Below are 18,167 nucleotides of genomic sequence, written 5' to 3' on the forward strand. Positions count from 1 at the left end.
AAACAAAATTTATGCGCATCCTTCATTCTATCATATTATATAGTGTACTGCTGACAACCATCAGCGCCTGCACCAAACAAAGCGATTATAAAAAATACCTGGGCAACGGTGAAATACTTTATACCGGTAAAGCAGATTCACTACAGGTACACGCAGGCCGTAACCGCGTACAGCTATCCTGGCTGCTGATCTCCGACCCAAAGATCAGCCGGGCAAAAATTTACTGGAACAACCACAGGGATTCCGCCACGCTCGATATTAAACGCACCAGCGGCGTAGATACTATCCGCTACTTCATCAGCAACCTCGAAGAACGGGCCTATACCTTTGAAGTGTATAACTACGACCGCGATGGTAACACTTCCGTAAGATCCGAGGCAACCGGTTTTGTATATGGTAGTTTTTATGAAGATGCCCTGCTGACCAGGGCTTTCAGCAACGCAGAAATGAAAGACGGTAACGCCGAAATAACCTGGGCCAACATCGATACCACCGGCGGTATCATTGGTATGCAACTGCAATACACCACCAGCGACAACGTAGCACACGACACCGTTATCGCCGCAGAAGCAGAAGGCCAGGTAACCGTGCTTAATAATTATCTTTCTATGAGCAGCTTCCGCTACCGTACCCTGTACATGCCGGATAAACTTGCGGTAGATACCTTTCACACACCCTACGAAACAAAAGGCGTAAAGGAAGATATCACGCAAACGTATATACGTAACCCGGGCAATCCTTTTGTGCTCGATGATACCAAACCGTTTAGTGGCCGCTTCGGGCAGGTGAAAGACTGGCAATACAACGCCGAAGCATCCAAAAATGGTACTTATGATAATATTGATGGTACCGGCAGGCTCACCATGTGGATCTGGGGCAACGGCCCTATCACCAACGGAAAGATCTACCAGACCTTTACCCTGCCCGCCGGTGAATACCGCTTTGAAGCAGAAGCCGCCAATATTGACAACACCCTGGAAAATACCTGGCTGCTGGTGGCCGAAGGCAATGCCCTACCGGATATAGACCTGGTAAATACCGCACTGGGCGCCGCAAGGTTTGTAAACAATAATAATAAATACGCCTCTGCTGCATTCACACTGGCAACGCCGGCTACCGTCACCGTGGGGTTCACCGGCACCTTTACCAATCCTACAGAACAAACCATCCGAATAAGCAAAGTATTACTGATCAGAGATAAATAGCAATTGCATCATGAACAAACAACTTAGGAAATTAGGGATCATCCTGCTGTTATGCAGCCCGCTCATCAACCTGCAGGCGCAGGAGAAAAAAATGATCGGACAGGAAACGCCGGCCCGGAAAGAAAAACGCATGGCCTGGTGGACACACGACCGCTTCGGCATGTTCATCCACTGGGGCCTGTATGCACTGCCCGCCCGCCACGAATGGGTGAAACATAACGAACGGCTCACCAATGAACAATACCAAACCTATTTCGACTTATTTAACCCCAACCAGTTTGATCCGAAGTCCTGGGCAAAACAGGCAAAGGCCGCGGGAATGAAGTACGCCGTACTCACCACCAAACATCATGAAGGCTTTTGCCTGTTTGACTCCAGGTACACCGATTACAAAGCCACCAACACCAAAGCCCGCCGCGACCTGGTACGGGAATTTGTAAATGCCTTCCGCGCAGAAGGCATCAAAGTAGGGTTCTACTACTCGCTGATCGACTGGCATCATCCTGATTTCACCATCGATGGCATGCACCCGCAACGGGTAGAGAACGGCGCCGACAGCACCTACGCACGGCTCAACAAAGGCAGGAACATGAACAAATACCGGCAGTATCTCCACAACCAGATCTCGGAACTGCTTACCCAATACGGTAAAATTGATATCCTCTGGCTCGACTTCTCCTACCCCGGCAAAAACGGAAAAGGTAAAGACGACTGGGATGCCGTGAACCTCCTGAAAATGATCCGCAAACTGCAGCCCGGCATCATCGTGGACAACCGCCTCAACCTCGAGGAATACGAAGATGGCGCCGACTTCCTCACCCCCGAACAGGTGAAAGTAGAAGAGCTGGCGCAATACCGTGGTAAAACATGGGAAACCTGCCAGACCTTCTCCGGCTCATGGGGCTACTACCGCGATGAAAACTCCTGGAAAAGTACGCACCAGCTGCTGGAACTCCTCATCGGCTCCGTAAGCAAAGGCGGTAACCTCATCCTGAACGTAGGCCCCACCGCCCGCGGCCTGTTCGACTATCGCGCACAAAGTGCCCTCGGCAATATCGGCGGCTGGATGAAAGGCAACAGCGAATCCATTTACGGCTGCACCTATGCACCGGAGAGTTTCGAAGTGCCAAAAAATACCATGCTCACCTACAATCCCATCACCAAAAGATTGTACGTACACCTGCTGGAATACAACAACCGCCTTCAATTGCCGCAGTACAAAGGCAAAATAAAATACGCCCAGCTGCTGCATGATAACTCAGAAGTGAAATTCACCACTGACGGCAACAACATCATATTAAACCTGCCGGACAAACAACCCAATATGGAAATCCCTGTTGTTGAGTTAGTCCTCAACTAGCGTGGTGGAGCGGATGTTGTCTTTCCCAGGATTACACTGATTATACTGATTACCTTGATTTTATCTTTGTGATTTTATAAGGATTTTAAATGATGAAGGAAGATATAAGCGGATATTTTCGCTTATATCTTCCTTCATCATTTAAAATCCTTATAAAATCACAAAGATAAAATCAAGGTAATCAGTATAATCAGTGTAATCCTGGGAAAGACAACATCCGCTGAATTTATTATATTTAGTTTATGAAGAAGTATCTTTTCTCTGCCCTCACTGCCGCCGCTTTGCTGGGCGGCAGTGCCAACGTACACGCACAAACGCGCAGCCTGTTCAACTTTAAGGACCTCAGCGGGTGGCATATCGACGTTCCCGCTATGGACAAAGACGCCAACGTGAAAAGCCCTTTCATTGTAAGAAACGGCGTTTTCGTAAGCCTGGCTAACCCACAGGGCCATATCATTACCGACGCCAGTTACGAGAACTTCCGCCTGGAAGTACAATACCGCTTCCCGGCCAAACCAGGCAACTGCGGCGTACTGGTATTCGCTTCTACCCCGCGGGTATTATATGATATGTTCCCAAAGTCCATTGAAGTACAATTACAGCATAACGATGCGGGTGATTTCTGGTGCATAGGGGAAGATATCACCGTACCGGACATGGAAAAACGCAGGGGCCCTAAAAGTGAATGGGGCGCCGTGGATGGCAAAAAACGCCGCATCATCAACCTCACTGATGACTCAGAGAAGCCGCTGAAAAAATGGAATACCATGATCGTGGAATGTGTAGGCAATGCCATTAAAGTATGGGTAAACGGCGACCTCGTTAACTACGGCACCAACGCCACCACCGGCAAAGGACAAATTGCCCTTCAGGCAGAAGGCTCCGAAGTAGAGTTCCGCAAGGTAGACCTCACGCCTATTACAGCATTCTCTGAAAAAGGACATTAACAGCCGCGGGGAGAAACACTTTGAAAATAAAACGGCTATTTCTGCGCCTGGCGTTCAGCTTTTTCCTTTTCTTTCTGTGCTTTTCTTTCCCGCTTCGCCTGTTTCCGGAAGTAGCCGCGGAACAGGAAATTATTCCGCAACGCCAGCATATTGGTATCCAGCTTCTGGGTACTGCTTTCGAGGTTATAAATCGTTTCTTTAAAAGCATCCGCCAGCAAGGTATCCTTTAAAAGCATGCCCACCGGCGCTTCGGGATCATCCAGGTTGGCGCGCAGCCCCGCACTGGCCTGCCGCAACTCCTGCACGGTTTGGTTGGCGTTGAGCGCAGCGCCGTTCATTTCGGTAACGGCGGTACGAAGTTTCGCAAATATCAGCGTATCGGTTACCAGGTCGTTGGACAACACGCCTTTGGTTTGCAGTTTGGCAGCATACAATGATAAAGCGCCCGTGAGCCGGCGGGTATTCACCACCGCATCATTCAGACCGGCCATCGTGGTATTGAGATCTTTGTAGATAGTATCCTCGGTAAGCAATCTCCCTAAAGTACCTTTCCCGTCTACAATACCTTTGGTGATCACTTTCAGGTTGTCGGTAATCTCCACCAGGCTTTTATTGTTTACCTGGAGGGTACTCATAATTTCTTCGGTGCTTAACCCACTGCCCACATGCAGCTGATCGCCATTTTCTATTACCGGCATACTGGGCGTACCGCCGGACAACATCACAATTTTATTGCCCATTAAACCTTCGGAGCTGATACGGGCTTCTACATCTTTATGGATAAACTCCTGCGAGCTTTCATCAATATTCATCACCACCAGGATCTGGTTGGTTCTTACAAAACTGATCTTCTTCACAGTACCGATTTTTACGCCGGAGTACAGGATATTACGGCCTGCAGACAAGCCGTTTACATCTTTAAAATAAGCCTTCACCTGGATGGACTTACTGAACAGTTTCTGTTGCTTGCCCAGCATCATGATGGCAGTAACAAAAATGACCAGGCCCACGAATACAAAGATGCCTACAATGACTGCGCGTTTTTTTCCTGCTTCCATAACTTACTGTATAAAATTATAGTCGTAAAAACTTTTGATAAGTCCTTCCTTCTCATTAAATACTTCTTCAAAACTACCCTGCCGTATAAATTTTCCTTCATCCATTACTGCTACCCGGTCGCCCACTTCTTTGGCGCAGGTAAGATCATGGGTAATGATAATAGAACTCGTATTGAACCTTTCCTGTACCGCGATGATCAGTTTATTCAGTTCCATACTGGTGATAGGATCCAGACCCGCAGTGGGCTCATCATACAGCATAATTTCCGGCCGCAGGATAAGGGTGCGGCCAATGCCTATTCTTTTCTTCTGGCCACCCGATAGCTCCGATGGCATCTGGTTGATGGTTTCCGGTAACCCGATGGCTTCCAGTACAATATCTATCGTTTTCCGGATCTGGTCTTTGGTCATATCCCGCTGGTTACGTTTCAATGGGAAGGCCAGGTTTTCCCCTACCGTCATACTATCGTACAGGGCGCTGCTTTGAAAAGAGAACCCTACCTTCAGCCGCAATGCGCGCAGGGCGGCCTCTTTGAGCTGATCCACCTCTTCTCCCAATACATTTACGGTACCGGCATCCGGCTTCAGCAACCCGATGATAATTTTTATCAGCACCGATTTACCGGTGCCGGAACGACCCAGCACCACCACATTTTCGCCTTTGTGAAGATCGAGGTCTATTCCCTGTAACACATGCTTCTGTCCAAACGACTTATAAAGGTTCCGGATACTGATCACGGTTTCATTCATATCTATCTGGTGACCGTTTGTTTTCATGACTAGCGGATGGAATTAAACACGTGAACAATAATTACTTCTTCTATAAATATCAGGAACATGGATACGATCACCGATACATTCGCCGCCTTACCCACGCCCGTGGTGCCCTGGCTCGCATTAAAGCCCTGGTAGCAACTCACAATGCCGATGGTAAACCCGTACAGGATAGCTTTAGTAAGCGCCGTGGTATAGTCAAGGAACGTGATCTGCGCAAAGGCATTATCAAAAAATGCCACCAGGCTGGTTTGTTCGTGGGCATGTACATCAAAATAAGAACCCAAACAACCAATAAGGGCATTGTAAAACATGAGCAACGGCAAACAAACCGTCATGGCAATTACACGGGTTACCACCAGGTAACGGAAAGGGTTAATCGCGGATACCTCCATCGCATCAATCTGTTCTGTTACCTTCATGGACCCCAGCTCGGCGCCAATGCTGGAGCCCACCTTACCGGCACAGATCAATGCCGCGATGAGTGGCGCCAGCGCTCTCACCACCGCAATAGCCACCAGCGACGGCAGCCACGCCGTAACCCCAAATTCCGATAAAGTAGGACGGGATTGCTCCGTAAACACCACGCCGGTGATAAACCCTGTTACCGTAACAAGGGCGAGCGACTTATACCCCACCTGGTAACATTGCCGCACAAACTCGTCCCATTCAATAGGAGGCCGGAATGCCTCCCTGAAAAAGCGGGCTATAAAGACGGCGATATCATAAAACTGGAGAAAAAAGCCATCAATTTTTGCGGTTATGACCGGCTTATCCGATTTTCCGTTGGTAGAATTCATCTTCTTGTAAATGCTTACTCACTTATTACAATTCTATGCCGCTTTTGTTAAATACGGAGCTATTAATGTAAGGCCCCGCTGTGATGGCAATTTTTAGCCCCGTGGCGCCGGAAGTCGCTGCATGTGCATGATTCCCCGTGAGGATGTCCCTTCACACTACGGTCATTATCTTCCCCAACTGCACAAAAAAAATGCAGCGGAATGTTGTTCCGCTGCATGATCTGTGGTGGTGAATAGCTGGTTATTATAACTGCATGCTGATGCCGCCGAAATAATTTCTGCCCGGCGCAGGGTTGTAGTAACGGCCGCCAAAGGCGTTAAGATCGTTACCCAGACTGTAATTTACATTCAGCAGGTTATCTGCGCCGGCGCGTACACTGATGCTGCAACGGGAACGCATCGGTAGTTTCCAGCTCACATTGGCCTGCAACAGGTGGTAGCCGCCGGCAAAAGCGCTGTTGGCGTCGTTCAGCGGTATGCTGCTGGTAAACGTATGTTGTGCATATAACGACACCGCCGCCGGGAACTGCCACAGCAAACTGCTCACCAGTACATGCTGCGGCACACCGGTGAGTGCATTCCGCGAATAGTCTTTCCCATCAGCGCTTACATAGTGATTAAACTGGAAGTCGCTCAGCGTATAGCCCTCCTGCCACCGGATGCCGCGCAATACGCCACCGGTGCGTGGTTTCATTAGCCACCACATGCCCTGTACTTCTATCCCTTTCTGCTGAACGCCGCCGGCATTGGTAAAAAACTCCTCGCCGTTGTCGTGCTGCCGGAGCACAATAGCATTCTGCATTTTGTAATAGAACAAGGCTGCGTCGATGGTTGCCGTGTGGTTGCGGGAAGCCGCGCGTACGCCGGCTTCATAGTTCCAGCCGGTTTCCGGCTGCAGCGCCGTATTAATCACGTTGTCGGATGCACGAACTTCTGCCGTAGCTGGTGGGGAATAGCCCCTGCTTACCGTAACCCGGCCCGTTACGTGTGGCGTAAACAGGTACGACAATGAGAAACGCGGCATCAGCTGCGGCGTGAAATTGACTTTCGTGTGCCCGTTGCTGTTGTAGCTGTAGCCATAATAATTTAAACTGGCGGCCGCTTCAAAGGTAAACGCCTGCACGTTGGCCTGGAAGCGGGTAAAGAAAAAGTATTGGCCCGCTTTTAATTTATCGGCAGCTATCACCGTATCGCGCTTTCCCTGCTTATTACCATAATTAATGACGTCGGTGGTGGTTTGCTGCCACTCAGCGCCATTCAGCCATTTCCACCGGAACAGGGAAGTGCGCTGCGGATCGTTGGTCCATTGCAGGTAGGTGCGGAAGCCGGCGGTATTTTCATCGCGGGCTTCATAGTTGGTGATAAAAGGATTTTCGAAATGGGTATTGGCGCCAAACACCGACAGCACATGCTGCAGCCGTGGGGTGAACTGTGCTTCGTGGACCAGTCCGCCCTGGAAGGTACGGTTATAGATGCCTGCCTTTTGTGCCACCGCGCCCGGTGTAGCGGGCGTGCCGGGGCGTGCCGCGCGCGGGTTGGCTTCACTCTGCGCCAGGGTGAGCCCTCCCGGTGTGAGGTACGACAAATCAGAATAAAACGCCAGCAGCTTCAGGGCATAGCCGGGTTTGTATTCCCATCGTTGAGCCGTTTGGGTATAAGACCGTTTCATGGCGGTATTTTCGCGGTAGCCATCTGCCCGCTGGTATCCCTGGAACACCTGCACCTGGTAGTTTTTCCATTGCTGCTGCCAGGCCATGCTGCCATGAAACAGGCCATAGCTGCCTCCCTGCAGGTTTACCTGCAAATGAGGTGTATCCGCCTGCGGCGGAAAAAGATCCAGTCGTACTACCCCGCCGGAGTTGGCGCCAAACAGGCTGCCATCCGGTCCTTTCAGTATTTCCGCGCGACTTACCGCGTCAGCGTCTATAAGATTGAGATAAGTATTGCCTCCCGCATCGGTCAGCGGGATATCATCTGCATAAATTTTAATATTCCGGATACCAAAGGGAGAACGGAGTAAACTACCCCTGATGGATAAACGATAACTGCCCGGCGACCTTTCCTCCATTCGTATACCCGGTACCGTGTTCATGGCTGGTAACAGGGAAACGCCCTGCTGAAGCTGCATATCGGCGGGCGACAGGATACTCACGGCCGTGGGTACACGCTGCAGGGAAGCTTTTGAATAATAGGATTGTACCACTACCTCCGGCAGTTGCTGCAGGGTATCCTGCTGGGCCTTGAGCCCGGAAGAAAAGGATAGTATGGTTAATAAAATGCCCACAGGCAAAACGCTCATTCGCATGTCAGTAGTTCTTTATCCGCCGCAAAGACGGTCATCTTTCGGCTTAAGATATAAATATTTCTGCGAATGCAACCGCTATTTGTGTGGAACAGTTATACGCCTGTTTTGGTGGTAATGCGCACCTGGTGGGTATTGAACACCTGCGAATACGGCGGAACGCTCTTCGTGATAAAAACGCTGCCGCCAATAGACTACTGTGCATTTATTATATTTCCACCGTAAAAGCACCTGTTTATAAATGAAACAACACCCGGATATTTACTTAAAGTAAAACTTTAAGTAAATAACAAAAAAGACCGCACTTAATTAAAAACCACATTAATTATACTTTCCAAACAACATGAAAACCAGCACAATATGAAATATGCGTGGTTTAAGGTTTTAACGCCTTGCCTGGGCGCAATACTCCTCTTTGTGGCCTGGCGTTTGCGTTTTGCAGCCCTGCACCGGAAGGCAAACAGTTGTTGATCGGCATAACGCAAAGCTGTTTTCATCACAGCAAATGCAACTTCTGTCACATTATAAATAAATGTTCCTTGCCCGCAGCTAATTTCAGGTAGTATAGAAGAACCCCCGTTCTTCTCCCAAAACTATCCGCTATGTTCAAAAACTACTGCAGGCACGGCTGGAGAAATCTCCTTAAAAACAAACTCTCCACCCTTATCAATATAGGTGGCCTCTCCATTGGTTTGGCGACGGGCATCATTATCCTGTTATGGATCAACGGGGAGGTTAGTTATGATGCCTTCCATCAGCACAAAGCAAGTATTTACCAGCTGATGAGTAATTCGTACCACGATGGCAGGTGGTTTACCGGGGACGCTACCCCGGCGCCACTGGCAGAGAAAATAAAACTTGGGTTCCCCGAAGTAAAATATACCACACGTCAGGCATATGGCGGGCAACAGCTGCTCAGCACCGGTAAGAAAAGTATTTACCAGCAAAGCATGTACGCCGACCCTGATTACTTTAACATCTTTACCTTCCCGGCTATTTCCGGGAATCCCGTTACCGCCCTTCAGGACCCGGGCGCCATCATACTTACGGAAAGTACCGCCCATAGGTTGTTTGGCGATAAAGACCCAATTGGCAGTATTATCAAACATAATAATCAGCATCACCTCCGGGTGGCAGCGGTGATCCGCGATGCACCGGAAAACAGTTCCATTCAATTTGATGTAGTGCTCCCCTTCCGCCTTTATGAACTGGAGAACGCCGATTGGATCAACCGCTGGGATAATTACCGTGTTGGGAACATCGCCCTGTTGCAGCCGGGAAGCAGCGTGGAGGGCTTTAACAAAAAGCTGAAGGACTCAAGGATAGCAAATGCTACGGATAGTATCAACTACCTGTTTGCCTATCCGTTCACCGCGCTGCACCTCCACAGCGGGTTCAAAAATGGTAAGCCCAGCGGCGGGCGTATAGAGATCATGCTGCTGCTGGGCACCATCGGCCTTTTTATTTTACTGATTGCGTGTATTAATTTCATGAACCTCTCTACTGCACGTGCAGAGCGCCGCGCAAGAGAGGTAGGCGTAAGAAAAGTGCTGGGCGCATCGCGGATCACTATCATCCTTCAATTTCTCATAGAAGCGCTGATCATCACCTTTGGCGCATTGCTCCTGGGAATACTGCTGGCGAAACTGGCACTGCCGGGACTTAACAGGATATCCGGTAAAAGTATCAGCCTTGATTTTATGAACTGGCAGATATGGACCGGGTTATTATTACTGCTCCTGTTCACCGGCCTGGTAGCCGGCAGCTATCCGGCGTTTTTCCTCAGCGGCTTCCGTCCCGTAAAGGTGTTAAAGGGCGTCATATCCACCAATCGTGGTGGCGGACTATTCCGGAAAAGCCTCGTGACGTTCCAGTTTATCATCTCCATTTTTCTTATTATCACCACCATCGTTATATACAAACAGTTACAGTATGGCGAAAACCGGCCTGTGGGTTACAACCAGGACAACCTGCTGGAAATACCCGCCCGCGGCGAAATGGCGAACAAGTACCTCCTGCTTCAGGAAGACCTGCTGCGTATTCCTGAAATAGAAAGCGTGTCAGCCGGCACGGACGACCTGTTACGATTTGGCGGCGCTACCGATGGCATTGCCTGGCCCGGGAAAACCGCGGATCAGAACTTCTCCATTAATATTACCTGGGTGAAATACGACTGGGTAAAAACCGCCGGGCTACAACTCGCCGCAGGCCGCGATTTCAGCCCGGAGTATGGTCGCGATTCCGCCGGATGCCTCGTAAATGAAGCCGCTGTAAAGAAAATGGGATTGAAGGAACCGGTGATCGGTACCATGCTTGGTAGTAATCCAATCATTGGGGTAGTGAAAGATTTTGTGGCCAATAACCCTTACCGGGCATCGCCGCCGCTGGTCATCTATTTTGGCTCGGGCCCCATGAGCCATATTTTTGTGCGGCTTCGTAAAACGGATCACCCGGAAACAGCCCTTGCTAAGATAGAAGCCGCTATCAAAAAAAGTAATCCTGAATTTCCGTTTGAATTCAACTTCACCAAAGAAGCTTACCGGAAAATGTTTACAGGCTTGCGTTCGTCCGGGTTCATGCTTAACTGGACCAGCAGCCTGGCTATCCTGATCTCCTGCCTGGGGTTATTTGGTTTATCTACCTACCTCGCGGAGCGACGTAGCAAAGAAATCGGTATCCGTAAAATTATGGGCGCCAGCGTGGGCAGGATCTGGTATATGCTTGCTAAAGAATTCCTGAAACCGGTATTCATCGCCTTTGTGATTACGGTACCGCTGGCGGTGCTGGCCATGCAGGAAGCCCTGCGCAATATCGATTACCGGGTATCGCTGCAGTGGTGGATGTTTGCAGCAGCAGGCATCCTTACGGCGCTCATTGCATTACTCACCATCAGCTTCCAGGGTACGAAAGCTGCGATGGCCAATCCTGTGAAGGCATTGCAATCGGAATAAAATAAATCAGGAATGGGTAAGCAGGTGTTCCGGCGCCTCCAGTAATGACTGGGTTTGCAGTAACATTTCCTTCATCTTCATCTTAAAGCGGGTGGCAGCAGAAGCTTCGTCCGGTATCACATTTTCCTGCAGTTCGCTCTGGAAGAGTACTTTAAGATTTCCTTTGAGCTTATACAGATCGCTCTGCTTGGCTAAGCCTGCTGCAAATCCTGCTTCGCGGATGGCTTGTTGCTGATCGGGTTCAAAAGAAGCGGCATACCAGATAACCGGTACCTGTTTCAAACGTTTGATCTTTCTTAGCTCGCGCAGAAACTGGGGCGTTTCATCTGAAGGTAACAGGCTGTCTAAAAAAATGTAGTCCGGGACGAGGTCGGGGTGCTTCTTAAAATAGTCCAGCGCTTTACTGGTGTTATCCTGCGAAATGCAGGCTTTGCTCACGTTCAGGAGGTCCAGTGCCAGATAGAACTGGTTACGCCGGTCGCGGTCCGGATCAATTAGTAAGCTGATTAATTTCTCTCTCATTGCAGGGCAGTTTAATGGCAGGATAAATTGGTAACAATTCGTACTATGAAAACAAAGAGGAAAAAGAAAAGTTGTAACTGTTGCAAAAGTACAGCAGGAAATGTTCCCGAAAAAATCACCGGCCTGCAATAATCCGCCTTTCTTCAAAAAACAAACACAATTAACAAAAACACAACAGATTGGGTATACACCCCTTACGCCGGTAGGATCACTCTAAAAACAGCGCCCTTATCCGGTATGCCTGTCGCATAAATTCCTCCTTTATGGTTTAATACGATCTTATTACACAGGGCCAGTCCTATTCCCGTTCCTTCATAAACAGCACGGTCGTTTAACCGTTGAAAGATCTGGAAGATCTTATTGGCATATACCTGGTCAAACCCGATACCATTGTCCGTCACCGTGATGGCGCAGTAGTCCCTGCCCTTTTCCAGGTCCGGGAATACGGCCAGGTCCGCGGCGCTAAGCTGCTCCGCGTAAATACGGATCTGCGGTTTTCTTCCGGGCGACAAAAACTTAATCGCGTTACCGATGAGGTTATAAAACAGCTGGTTCATCTGCAGGGGGCTTACGGTAAGACGGGGTAGTTCTTTTGCGGTAATGGTTACGTCGTGCTGACTGATTATCACCTCAAAATCTGTCAGTACATTTTTCAGGATTTCGTTGAGGTCCGTTTCCACAAACGGATCTTTTACGTGTACCAGCCGGGAATAATCCAGCAGTTCACTGATCAGGAGCGACATCCGCTTGGCGCTTTGCATTATTTTTTCAATGTACATCCGGGATGTTTCGGAAAGGATGTCTTTGTTCACATTAAACAGCATGCCTGCAAATGTGTGGATCTTTCGCAGAGGTTCCTGTAAATCGTGGCTGGTTACATAGGCAAACTGTTCCAGTTCACGGTTTGATTTTTCGAGATAGAAATTCGCCTCCACCAGTTCTTTGGTTCGCTGTTCCACTATTGCCTCCAGTTTGACAGCCAGCTGCATATATTGGGATTCGCTTTCCTGGAGCGCCTGGAATAATTTCTTTTGTTGCGTAATGTCCCGGGCTATTTTGGAAGCGCCTATTACATTTCCGTAGAGATCTTTTACCGGGGAGATAGTCAGGGAGATGTCCAGCAGCTGCCCGTCTTTGGTGACACGCTTTGTTTCAAAATGATCTACCCTGTTGCCGGCCTTGAGCTGCTCAATGATCCGGGGTTCCTCATCCAGCCTGTCGGCCGGGATGATGCGGGTGATAGCTTCTCCTTTCATTTCTTCCGCCGTATACCCGAACAACCTTTCTGCGCCCGGGTTCCAGCTGGTAACTATACCATCCAGCGTTTTACTGATAATGGCATCATCTGAAAATTCCACGATAGCGGCAGGCAGCGCCTCCAGTAGTTGATAATGTACCCCTGCATGTTGCTGCCGGAGTTTTTCCCGGCACATCCGGATAGCTGAAGTTATGTGCGGCAGATAACCATGATAAGCCTTATGTACCGGAACAGCATTGTGAACTACTTCCGCGGCAGGTAAGTGTGCGTGGCCTGCCGGAATGGAGATGGTAAAAATACTTCCTTCTCCGGGGATGCTGCTGATCTGCAGCCCGCCGCCATGCAGGAGGATACCTTCATTTGCAACAGTGAGGCCATCAAGGCTTCGGGGCGGCCCCTGCAATGCAGCATTGATTTCAGACAACAGTCCGGGTGTGATGCCGATACCGGTATCTGCTATTGAAAGTATTACCTGGTTGTTTTCCTGGCTAAGTCTTACCGCCACGCCGCCCTGCAACGTATAGCTAAGCGCATTAGTAAGCAATGATAACAGGATCTGTTCCCAGATGTCCCTGTCTATATAAACATCTTCCGAAACAATCCCCAGGTTAATAACGAGGGTTAGTCCTGCTTCCCGGATCACCGGGTCCAGTTGCTCCAGCAATGTTCTGGTGAAATTACTAAGATCTGTTTTAACAAACGTAGGTGCTTTCCCGTTATACAGGGAAGCTCCGGTGAACAGGATGCCGCTGTCACCGGTATCATCCTTTACAGGCATGCCGTTAAACTGGTAGCAGCTGCCATCCGGCTGCATCAGCCGCAGCTGCGGAGTTATTACAGCCGCTTCAGGGGCAGACCATAAGGCGGGCCATACCGTTGCTGCCGGTTGCCCCATCGACAAAGGATGCTGATGACCAAGTAATTCCCGGCAGGCATCATTATATATAAAGATATTTTCATTGCCCCAGCACAGGAGCATGGGCTGCGCGGATGAAAGTAAAATCTGTATACAGGTCTTTAAACTTTGCGACCACTGGTCTGCTCTCCCTAAGGGAGTAGCGCTCCAGTTAAAAGAACGGATCAGTTCACCTGTTTCACCTCCACCGGGGGGAAACCTACCAGACGCCGTAGCCGGTTCACTTAAAGTTGCCTTTGTCGGGGCATTTATCATTGTACAAAATATATAATCCTAAAATATATGTTGGTTGATCCTTGCTATGGTGATGCCATTAAAATTCCACAATCAACTATAAAACCGTGTAATAAAATGCACAACTATCATTTATTCCGCGCATTCTTTTATCAGGCGGTTGATCGTATTGCCTTTCAAAGAGATCCAGGCCAGGTTCCTGTTAATAGCTACCATTACAGCGGCGGCGGCTACAGTACTTCCAAACGGGGAGGCGCCTGCAATTACCCTGGCCAGCACTGCTCCCGTTATAATTACAATAATCGTGTCGAATCGCCGTGTCTCCACAGGTCAACCGCGACATTTATTTTTCAGGAAATTTTATTTGTTCGTAAGCAGGAGCTGCTTCTATATATCCGAGTGGAGTAAACTGTTTTCCTTCCTGCTCATTATAGGTAATAAAGAAATGTTCTATTTCGCGGATGGTTTGCGCCGACACGGCATCCACTCCCTTATATAATTTTGATAACACCGGCACTGCTATGTACCGGTCGTTCCGGATTACCGTACCATCCCTTTCCTTTTGTTCTGCTTTGATAGCGCCCAGCAAACGGCATTTGATCAGGCAGCCGGGAAAGCCTTTAAATTCGGAGATCACCATCACATCCAGCGGATCTCCATCTGCCCCCTTGGTTCCAAGGATAAAACCAAAATCATAAGGGAACACCATACCGGCGGGTAATAGCTTACTGAGTACAAAAAACCGGGATACAGGGTCGAAATCGTATTTTTCACCACTCCCTCTCGGAGTTTCAATAACAACAGGTAACTCTTTAATGATCATACGCACATTTTGTTGGTCTTGTTAAAAAGGATAAAGAGGACTCAGCTGCGAAGAAACAAAAAAAGGACCAACCGGCCCACATAAGGCATAATGATTGTACCGTAAATGATAAACTTTGTAGCCATGAATACCTTCAGCATACAACTCGACAACCACGAAACAGGGGTTACGCGCCGCGACGAAGATGTGTTCATCGTCCGTCTTCCTGAGAAAACAATTTACCTGGAAAAAAAGCAGGACAACGAAGGAGCCAACCACTGGTTTGAGCAGGGCAAGGATAATGAAACTACTCTCACCGCTAATATAGGAGCCGCCATTGAGAACTGGCTGGCGAAGAATAATTCCTGATCCGCAGGAACATTTTTTTTCACAGTATACTGCCTGCTTATCCTGCAGGCAGTATTTTTATAAAGATCCCTTGTTATAAAAGACAAACAATCCATCTTTGCCGGCTACAATCACATCTTTTCTGCCGGACCCGGTAAGATCATGGGTCACAAAATATAACCCCGCTCCTTTTGATCCATAGCTGATCACCTGTTTGGTGAAAGAAGCGCCGTTCCATTTAAAATAATAGATACCGCAGGGATCATCAGAACCCGGATCATGGTCGTTGTGTGCGCGGTAACGCTTGCCGGTTATCAGCTCCGGCTCATTATCTCCATCTATATCTTCCCACAACATGGTATGGTATTGCGAATTGAAAGGGTCAATAGCATGTTTGATCCATAACCGCCTGTTTGATTTGGTATCTTTCTTTTGCTCGTACCAGTCGAGCCCATAATCATGCCCCTGGCCCACAATGAGGTCGGGCAATCCATCTTTGTTTACATCGGCCACTATTACCGGCACGCTGGCTGTACCGAGATTAAACTCCGGGTGGAAAGTCCAGGCGGCGCTGTAGGGCGATGCCGGCGCTTCTACCCATCCTTCCGGCACTACGAGATCCGTACGGCCGTCGCCGTTAATATCCCCGCTGCCCAGGCCATGCCCCGATTTACGGTCCAGTACTGTATGCGCTGTAAATGCGCCTTTGGTATGATGATATACCACCAGCGGATCGTTGGGCGTGTTGGGAATAATTTCCGGTATGCCGTCGCCATCAAGGTCCCAGGCGCGGGTGGTTTCAATATTGCCGGGAGTGGCGATTACGTGTTCTATCCATTCCTTGTCGTTCCCCGGGTTCTCCTTCCACACCAGTGTTTTTCCAAACCAGCCGCCGGTCAAGTAATCCATGCGGCCGTCGCCGTTTACATCAAACGGAATCGTGGAGAAGTCATCCCAGTACTCGCCAAACTGTTTCACCGGGCCAATGTAATGACGCTTAAAATACGCCGGTCCTTCATACCAGAAAGCGCCGGATACCAGGTCGGGGATCTTATCATTGTTTACATCCATCACTGCCACGGATTCATAACTTTCGGCAGCGATCTGCCGCATTTCAAATTTCAGTGGCGCCGGGCCTTTAGCAGGTTGAGCGGAGGCCACTGCAGTAAGTAAAAATAATCCCGCAACAGGAACAAGGAATTTTTTCATATTGAACAGTTAAACGTGGAGCAGAACAAGATAATGAATACCTGTAATAAACTATCCTGTAGTGTCCTGATGCGTCAGGAAATATCCTACGTTTGGCAGCTCAGGCAGGATCGCGCATCACTTTGATCAGTGCCGCCACCTCTTCATCTTCATAACCCGCAGCCGCCGCTTTCTTAAACAGCGCCGAAGCAAAGGCAGGAAAAGCTGCATTGATACCGGCTTCACGGGCCGTTGCTTCGAGCCGTGCGGTAGCTTCTATGGAAATACGCATGGGACTCTCCGTTACCTGGAAGTTATTGGTATGAATCATATTGCCCTCGTGTTGGAGGAAGTCGCCAAACGTGGGCGTAATGCCAGCTACAATAGCGGCGTACTGATCTACCCCCAGGCCCTCTGACTCGCTGATCCCTGCCCCGTGCAGGAAGCCGATCACCGATCCGTAGATATACGACAGCGTGGCCAGGTCCATTGTAGGGGCAGCGCCAACAGCCGCGCCCAGGTAAGAGATGCCGCCACCAAATACCTGTAGCACGGGCGTGAGCAGCGTGTAGGTGGCTTCCTCTCCTGAAACCAGGAGAGGCGTATCCGGACGGCCCATTTGTGACGGGGCGGCCTGGATGGCGCCATTCATATAGGCGGCGCCGTTATCCTTTGCCCAGGCGGCGGTAAAGCGGGCTTCCGCCGGACTGATAGTAGTGAGCTGTAATAAAGTACGGCCGGAGAGGACGTTTCTTACTGCGGGTGTATCGAGTATTGCCAGTGTGGCGGCCTGGTTGTATACGCAGATAATGGTAACCGGGCTTGCAGCAATGGCCGGTGCGGCATCCGGCGCCAGCACCGCTCCCTTAGCAATAAGCGCCGCTGCTTTTTCCGGGCTGCGGTTCCATACAGTTACTTTATATCCTGCCGCCAGTAAAAGCTGCGCCAGCGTAATACCCATAGCGCCTAAGCCGATAACGGTAACCGCGTTTTCTTTGTTAATCGTTTGTGTCATACATTCAAATTTTATGACACAAACTTCCACAGAACGGCGCAGAGAAAAAATAAGGGAAAAATTATTCCCTGCGGGAATCTTTATTCCCTGTCCGCCAATAATTCTTTAAAATTGTAGAATAATTACCTGTATATGTACGAGAGAAAAATACCTGAAGACCTGGAATGCGGTATTAATGTGAGCATGAAGGTGCTGAGCGGCAAATGGAAAGCCTGTATACTGGACAGTATCAGCAAAGGTGTCCGCAGGCCCAGTGAGCTGCACACCGCCATCAGTAGCGCTGCTCCGAGGGTAATCAATATGCAGCTACGCGAACTGGAGGAATATGGAATGGTATGTAAAAAGATCTTTCCAGGCGCCCCCCTGAAAGTGGAATATTACCTCACGGCCACCGGGGAAAGTATACTGCCGGTGGTGGCCGCCATTGATCAATGGGGACTTACTAACCGTGACCATGTGATACGCATGCAGGAAGCCCTGCAATAAT

The 18,167-nt window shown here is 49.4% G+C and carries 17 protein-coding genes; 7 read left to right on the top strand and 10 right to left on the bottom strand.

The annotated features are described in order from the left end of the window. The first annotated feature begins 11 nt into the window (after positions 1 to 11). From ACMXI2_RS14565 to ACMXI2_RS14575, 3 genes are all read left to right on the top strand, one after another. The gene (locus ACMXI2_RS14565; RefSeq protein WP_483782291.1) at positions 12 to 1,205 is read left to right on the top strand and encodes a DUF4998 domain-containing protein; all 1,194 of its coding nucleotides are present in this window, start codon (positions 12 to 14) and stop codon (positions 1,203 to 1,205) included. Positions 1,206 to 1,215: 10 nt separating this feature from the next. After that, the gene (locus ACMXI2_RS14570; RefSeq protein WP_483782292.1) at positions 1,216 to 2,565 is read left to right on the top strand and encodes an alpha-L-fucosidase; all 1,350 of its coding nucleotides are present in this window, start codon (positions 1,216 to 1,218) and stop codon (positions 2,563 to 2,565) included. Positions 2,566 to 2,807: 242 nt separating this feature from the next. Next, positions 2,808 to 3,512, top strand: coding sequence for a 3-keto-disaccharide hydrolase (locus ACMXI2_RS14575; protein WP_483782293.1), 705 nt, complete (start codon positions 2,808 to 2,810; stop codon positions 3,510 to 3,512). 35 nt (positions 3,513 to 3,547) lie between these two features. On the opposite strand, the gene ACMXI2_RS14580 is transcribed toward ACMXI2_RS14575, so the two are convergent. From ACMXI2_RS14580 to ACMXI2_RS14595, 4 genes are all read right to left on the bottom strand, one after another. Beyond that, entirely contained in the window at positions 3,548 to 4,570 is a 1,023-nt protein-coding gene (locus ACMXI2_RS14580; RefSeq protein WP_483782294.1) for an MlaD family protein, read from the bottom strand. Between the two features lie 3 nt (positions 4,571 to 4,573). Continuing rightward, the gene (locus tag ACMXI2_RS14585) at positions 4,574 to 5,347 is read right to left on the bottom strand and encodes an ABC transporter ATP-binding protein (RefSeq protein WP_483782295.1); all 774 of its coding nucleotides are present in this window, start codon (positions 5,345 to 5,347) and stop codon (positions 4,574 to 4,576) included. Positions 5,348 to 5,349: 2 nt separating this feature from the next. Next, complete coding sequence (locus ACMXI2_RS14590; RefSeq protein WP_483782296.1) at positions 5,350 to 6,144, bottom strand: MlaE family ABC transporter permease; 795 nt, start codon at positions 6,142 to 6,144, stop codon at positions 5,350 to 5,352. Between the two features lie 244 nt (positions 6,145 to 6,388). After that, positions 6,389 to 8,449, bottom strand: coding sequence for a TonB-dependent receptor (locus tag ACMXI2_RS14595; RefSeq protein WP_483782297.1), 2,061 nt, complete (start codon positions 8,447 to 8,449; stop codon positions 6,389 to 6,391). 66 nt (positions 8,450 to 8,515) lie between these two features. Between ACMXI2_RS14595 and ACMXI2_RS14600 the strand changes: the two genes are divergently transcribed. Both ACMXI2_RS14600 and ACMXI2_RS14605 read left to right on the top strand, forming a co-directional pair. Further along, on the top strand, positions 8,516 to 8,671 hold the full coding sequence (locus ACMXI2_RS14600; RefSeq protein WP_483782298.1) for a hypothetical protein: 156 nt from the start codon (positions 8,516 to 8,518) through the stop codon (positions 8,669 to 8,671). Between the two features lie 377 nt (positions 8,672 to 9,048). Continuing rightward, entirely contained in the window at positions 9,049 to 11,397 is a 2,349-nt protein-coding gene (locus ACMXI2_RS14605; RefSeq protein ID WP_483782299.1) for an ABC transporter permease, read from the top strand. A 6-nt stretch (positions 11,398 to 11,403) separates the two neighbouring features. Here the strand turns inward: ACMXI2_RS14605 and ACMXI2_RS14610 are convergent, their stop codons facing one another. From ACMXI2_RS14610 to ACMXI2_RS14625, 4 genes are all read right to left on the bottom strand, one after another. Continuing rightward, on the bottom strand, positions 11,404 to 11,919 hold the full coding sequence (locus tag ACMXI2_RS14610) for a response regulator (protein WP_483782300.1): 516 nt from the start codon (positions 11,917 to 11,919) through the stop codon (positions 11,404 to 11,406). Between the two features lie 194 nt (positions 11,920 to 12,113). Beyond that, entirely contained in the window at positions 12,114 to 14,348 is a 2,235-nt protein-coding gene (locus ACMXI2_RS14615; protein WP_483782301.1) for an ATP-binding response regulator, read from the bottom strand. Positions 14,349 to 14,459: 111 nt separating this feature from the next. Further along, on the bottom strand, positions 14,460 to 14,654 hold the full coding sequence (locus ACMXI2_RS14620) for a hypothetical protein (protein ID WP_483782302.1): 195 nt from the start codon (positions 14,652 to 14,654) through the stop codon (positions 14,460 to 14,462). Positions 14,655 to 14,670: 16 nt separating this feature from the next. Then, complete coding sequence (locus tag ACMXI2_RS14625) at positions 14,671 to 15,150, bottom strand: inorganic diphosphatase (RefSeq protein WP_483782303.1); 480 nt, start codon at positions 15,148 to 15,150, stop codon at positions 14,671 to 14,673. A gap of 123 nt (positions 15,151 to 15,273) precedes the next feature. Between ACMXI2_RS14625 and ACMXI2_RS14630 the strand changes: the two genes are divergently transcribed. Next, positions 15,274 to 15,498, top strand: a complete 225-nt coding sequence (locus ACMXI2_RS14630; protein WP_079472339.1) for a hypothetical protein — start codon at positions 15,274 to 15,276, stop codon at positions 15,496 to 15,498. 57 nt (positions 15,499 to 15,555) lie between these two features. Here the strand turns inward: ACMXI2_RS14630 and ACMXI2_RS14635 are convergent, their stop codons facing one another. Next, the gene (locus ACMXI2_RS14635) at positions 15,556 to 16,686 is read right to left on the bottom strand and encodes an FG-GAP-like repeat-containing protein (protein ID WP_483782304.1); all 1,131 of its coding nucleotides are present in this window, start codon (positions 16,684 to 16,686) and stop codon (positions 15,556 to 15,558) included. Between the two features lie 100 nt (positions 16,687 to 16,786). Further along, a complete protein-coding gene (locus tag ACMXI2_RS14640) occupies positions 16,787 to 17,680 on the bottom strand; it encodes an NAD(P)-dependent oxidoreductase (RefSeq protein ID WP_483782305.1) in 894 nt (297 codons plus the stop codon). A 132-nt stretch (positions 17,681 to 17,812) separates the two neighbouring features. On the opposite strand from ACMXI2_RS14640, the gene ACMXI2_RS14645 reads away from it, so the two are divergent. Beyond that, positions 17,813 to 18,166, top strand: coding sequence for a winged helix-turn-helix transcriptional regulator (locus ACMXI2_RS14645; protein ID WP_483782306.1), 354 nt, complete (start codon positions 17,813 to 17,815; stop codon positions 18,164 to 18,166). Position 18,167 lies beyond the last annotated feature (1 nt).

This window comes from Chitinophaga sp. G7 BAM 1005 (assembly GCF_057126945.1).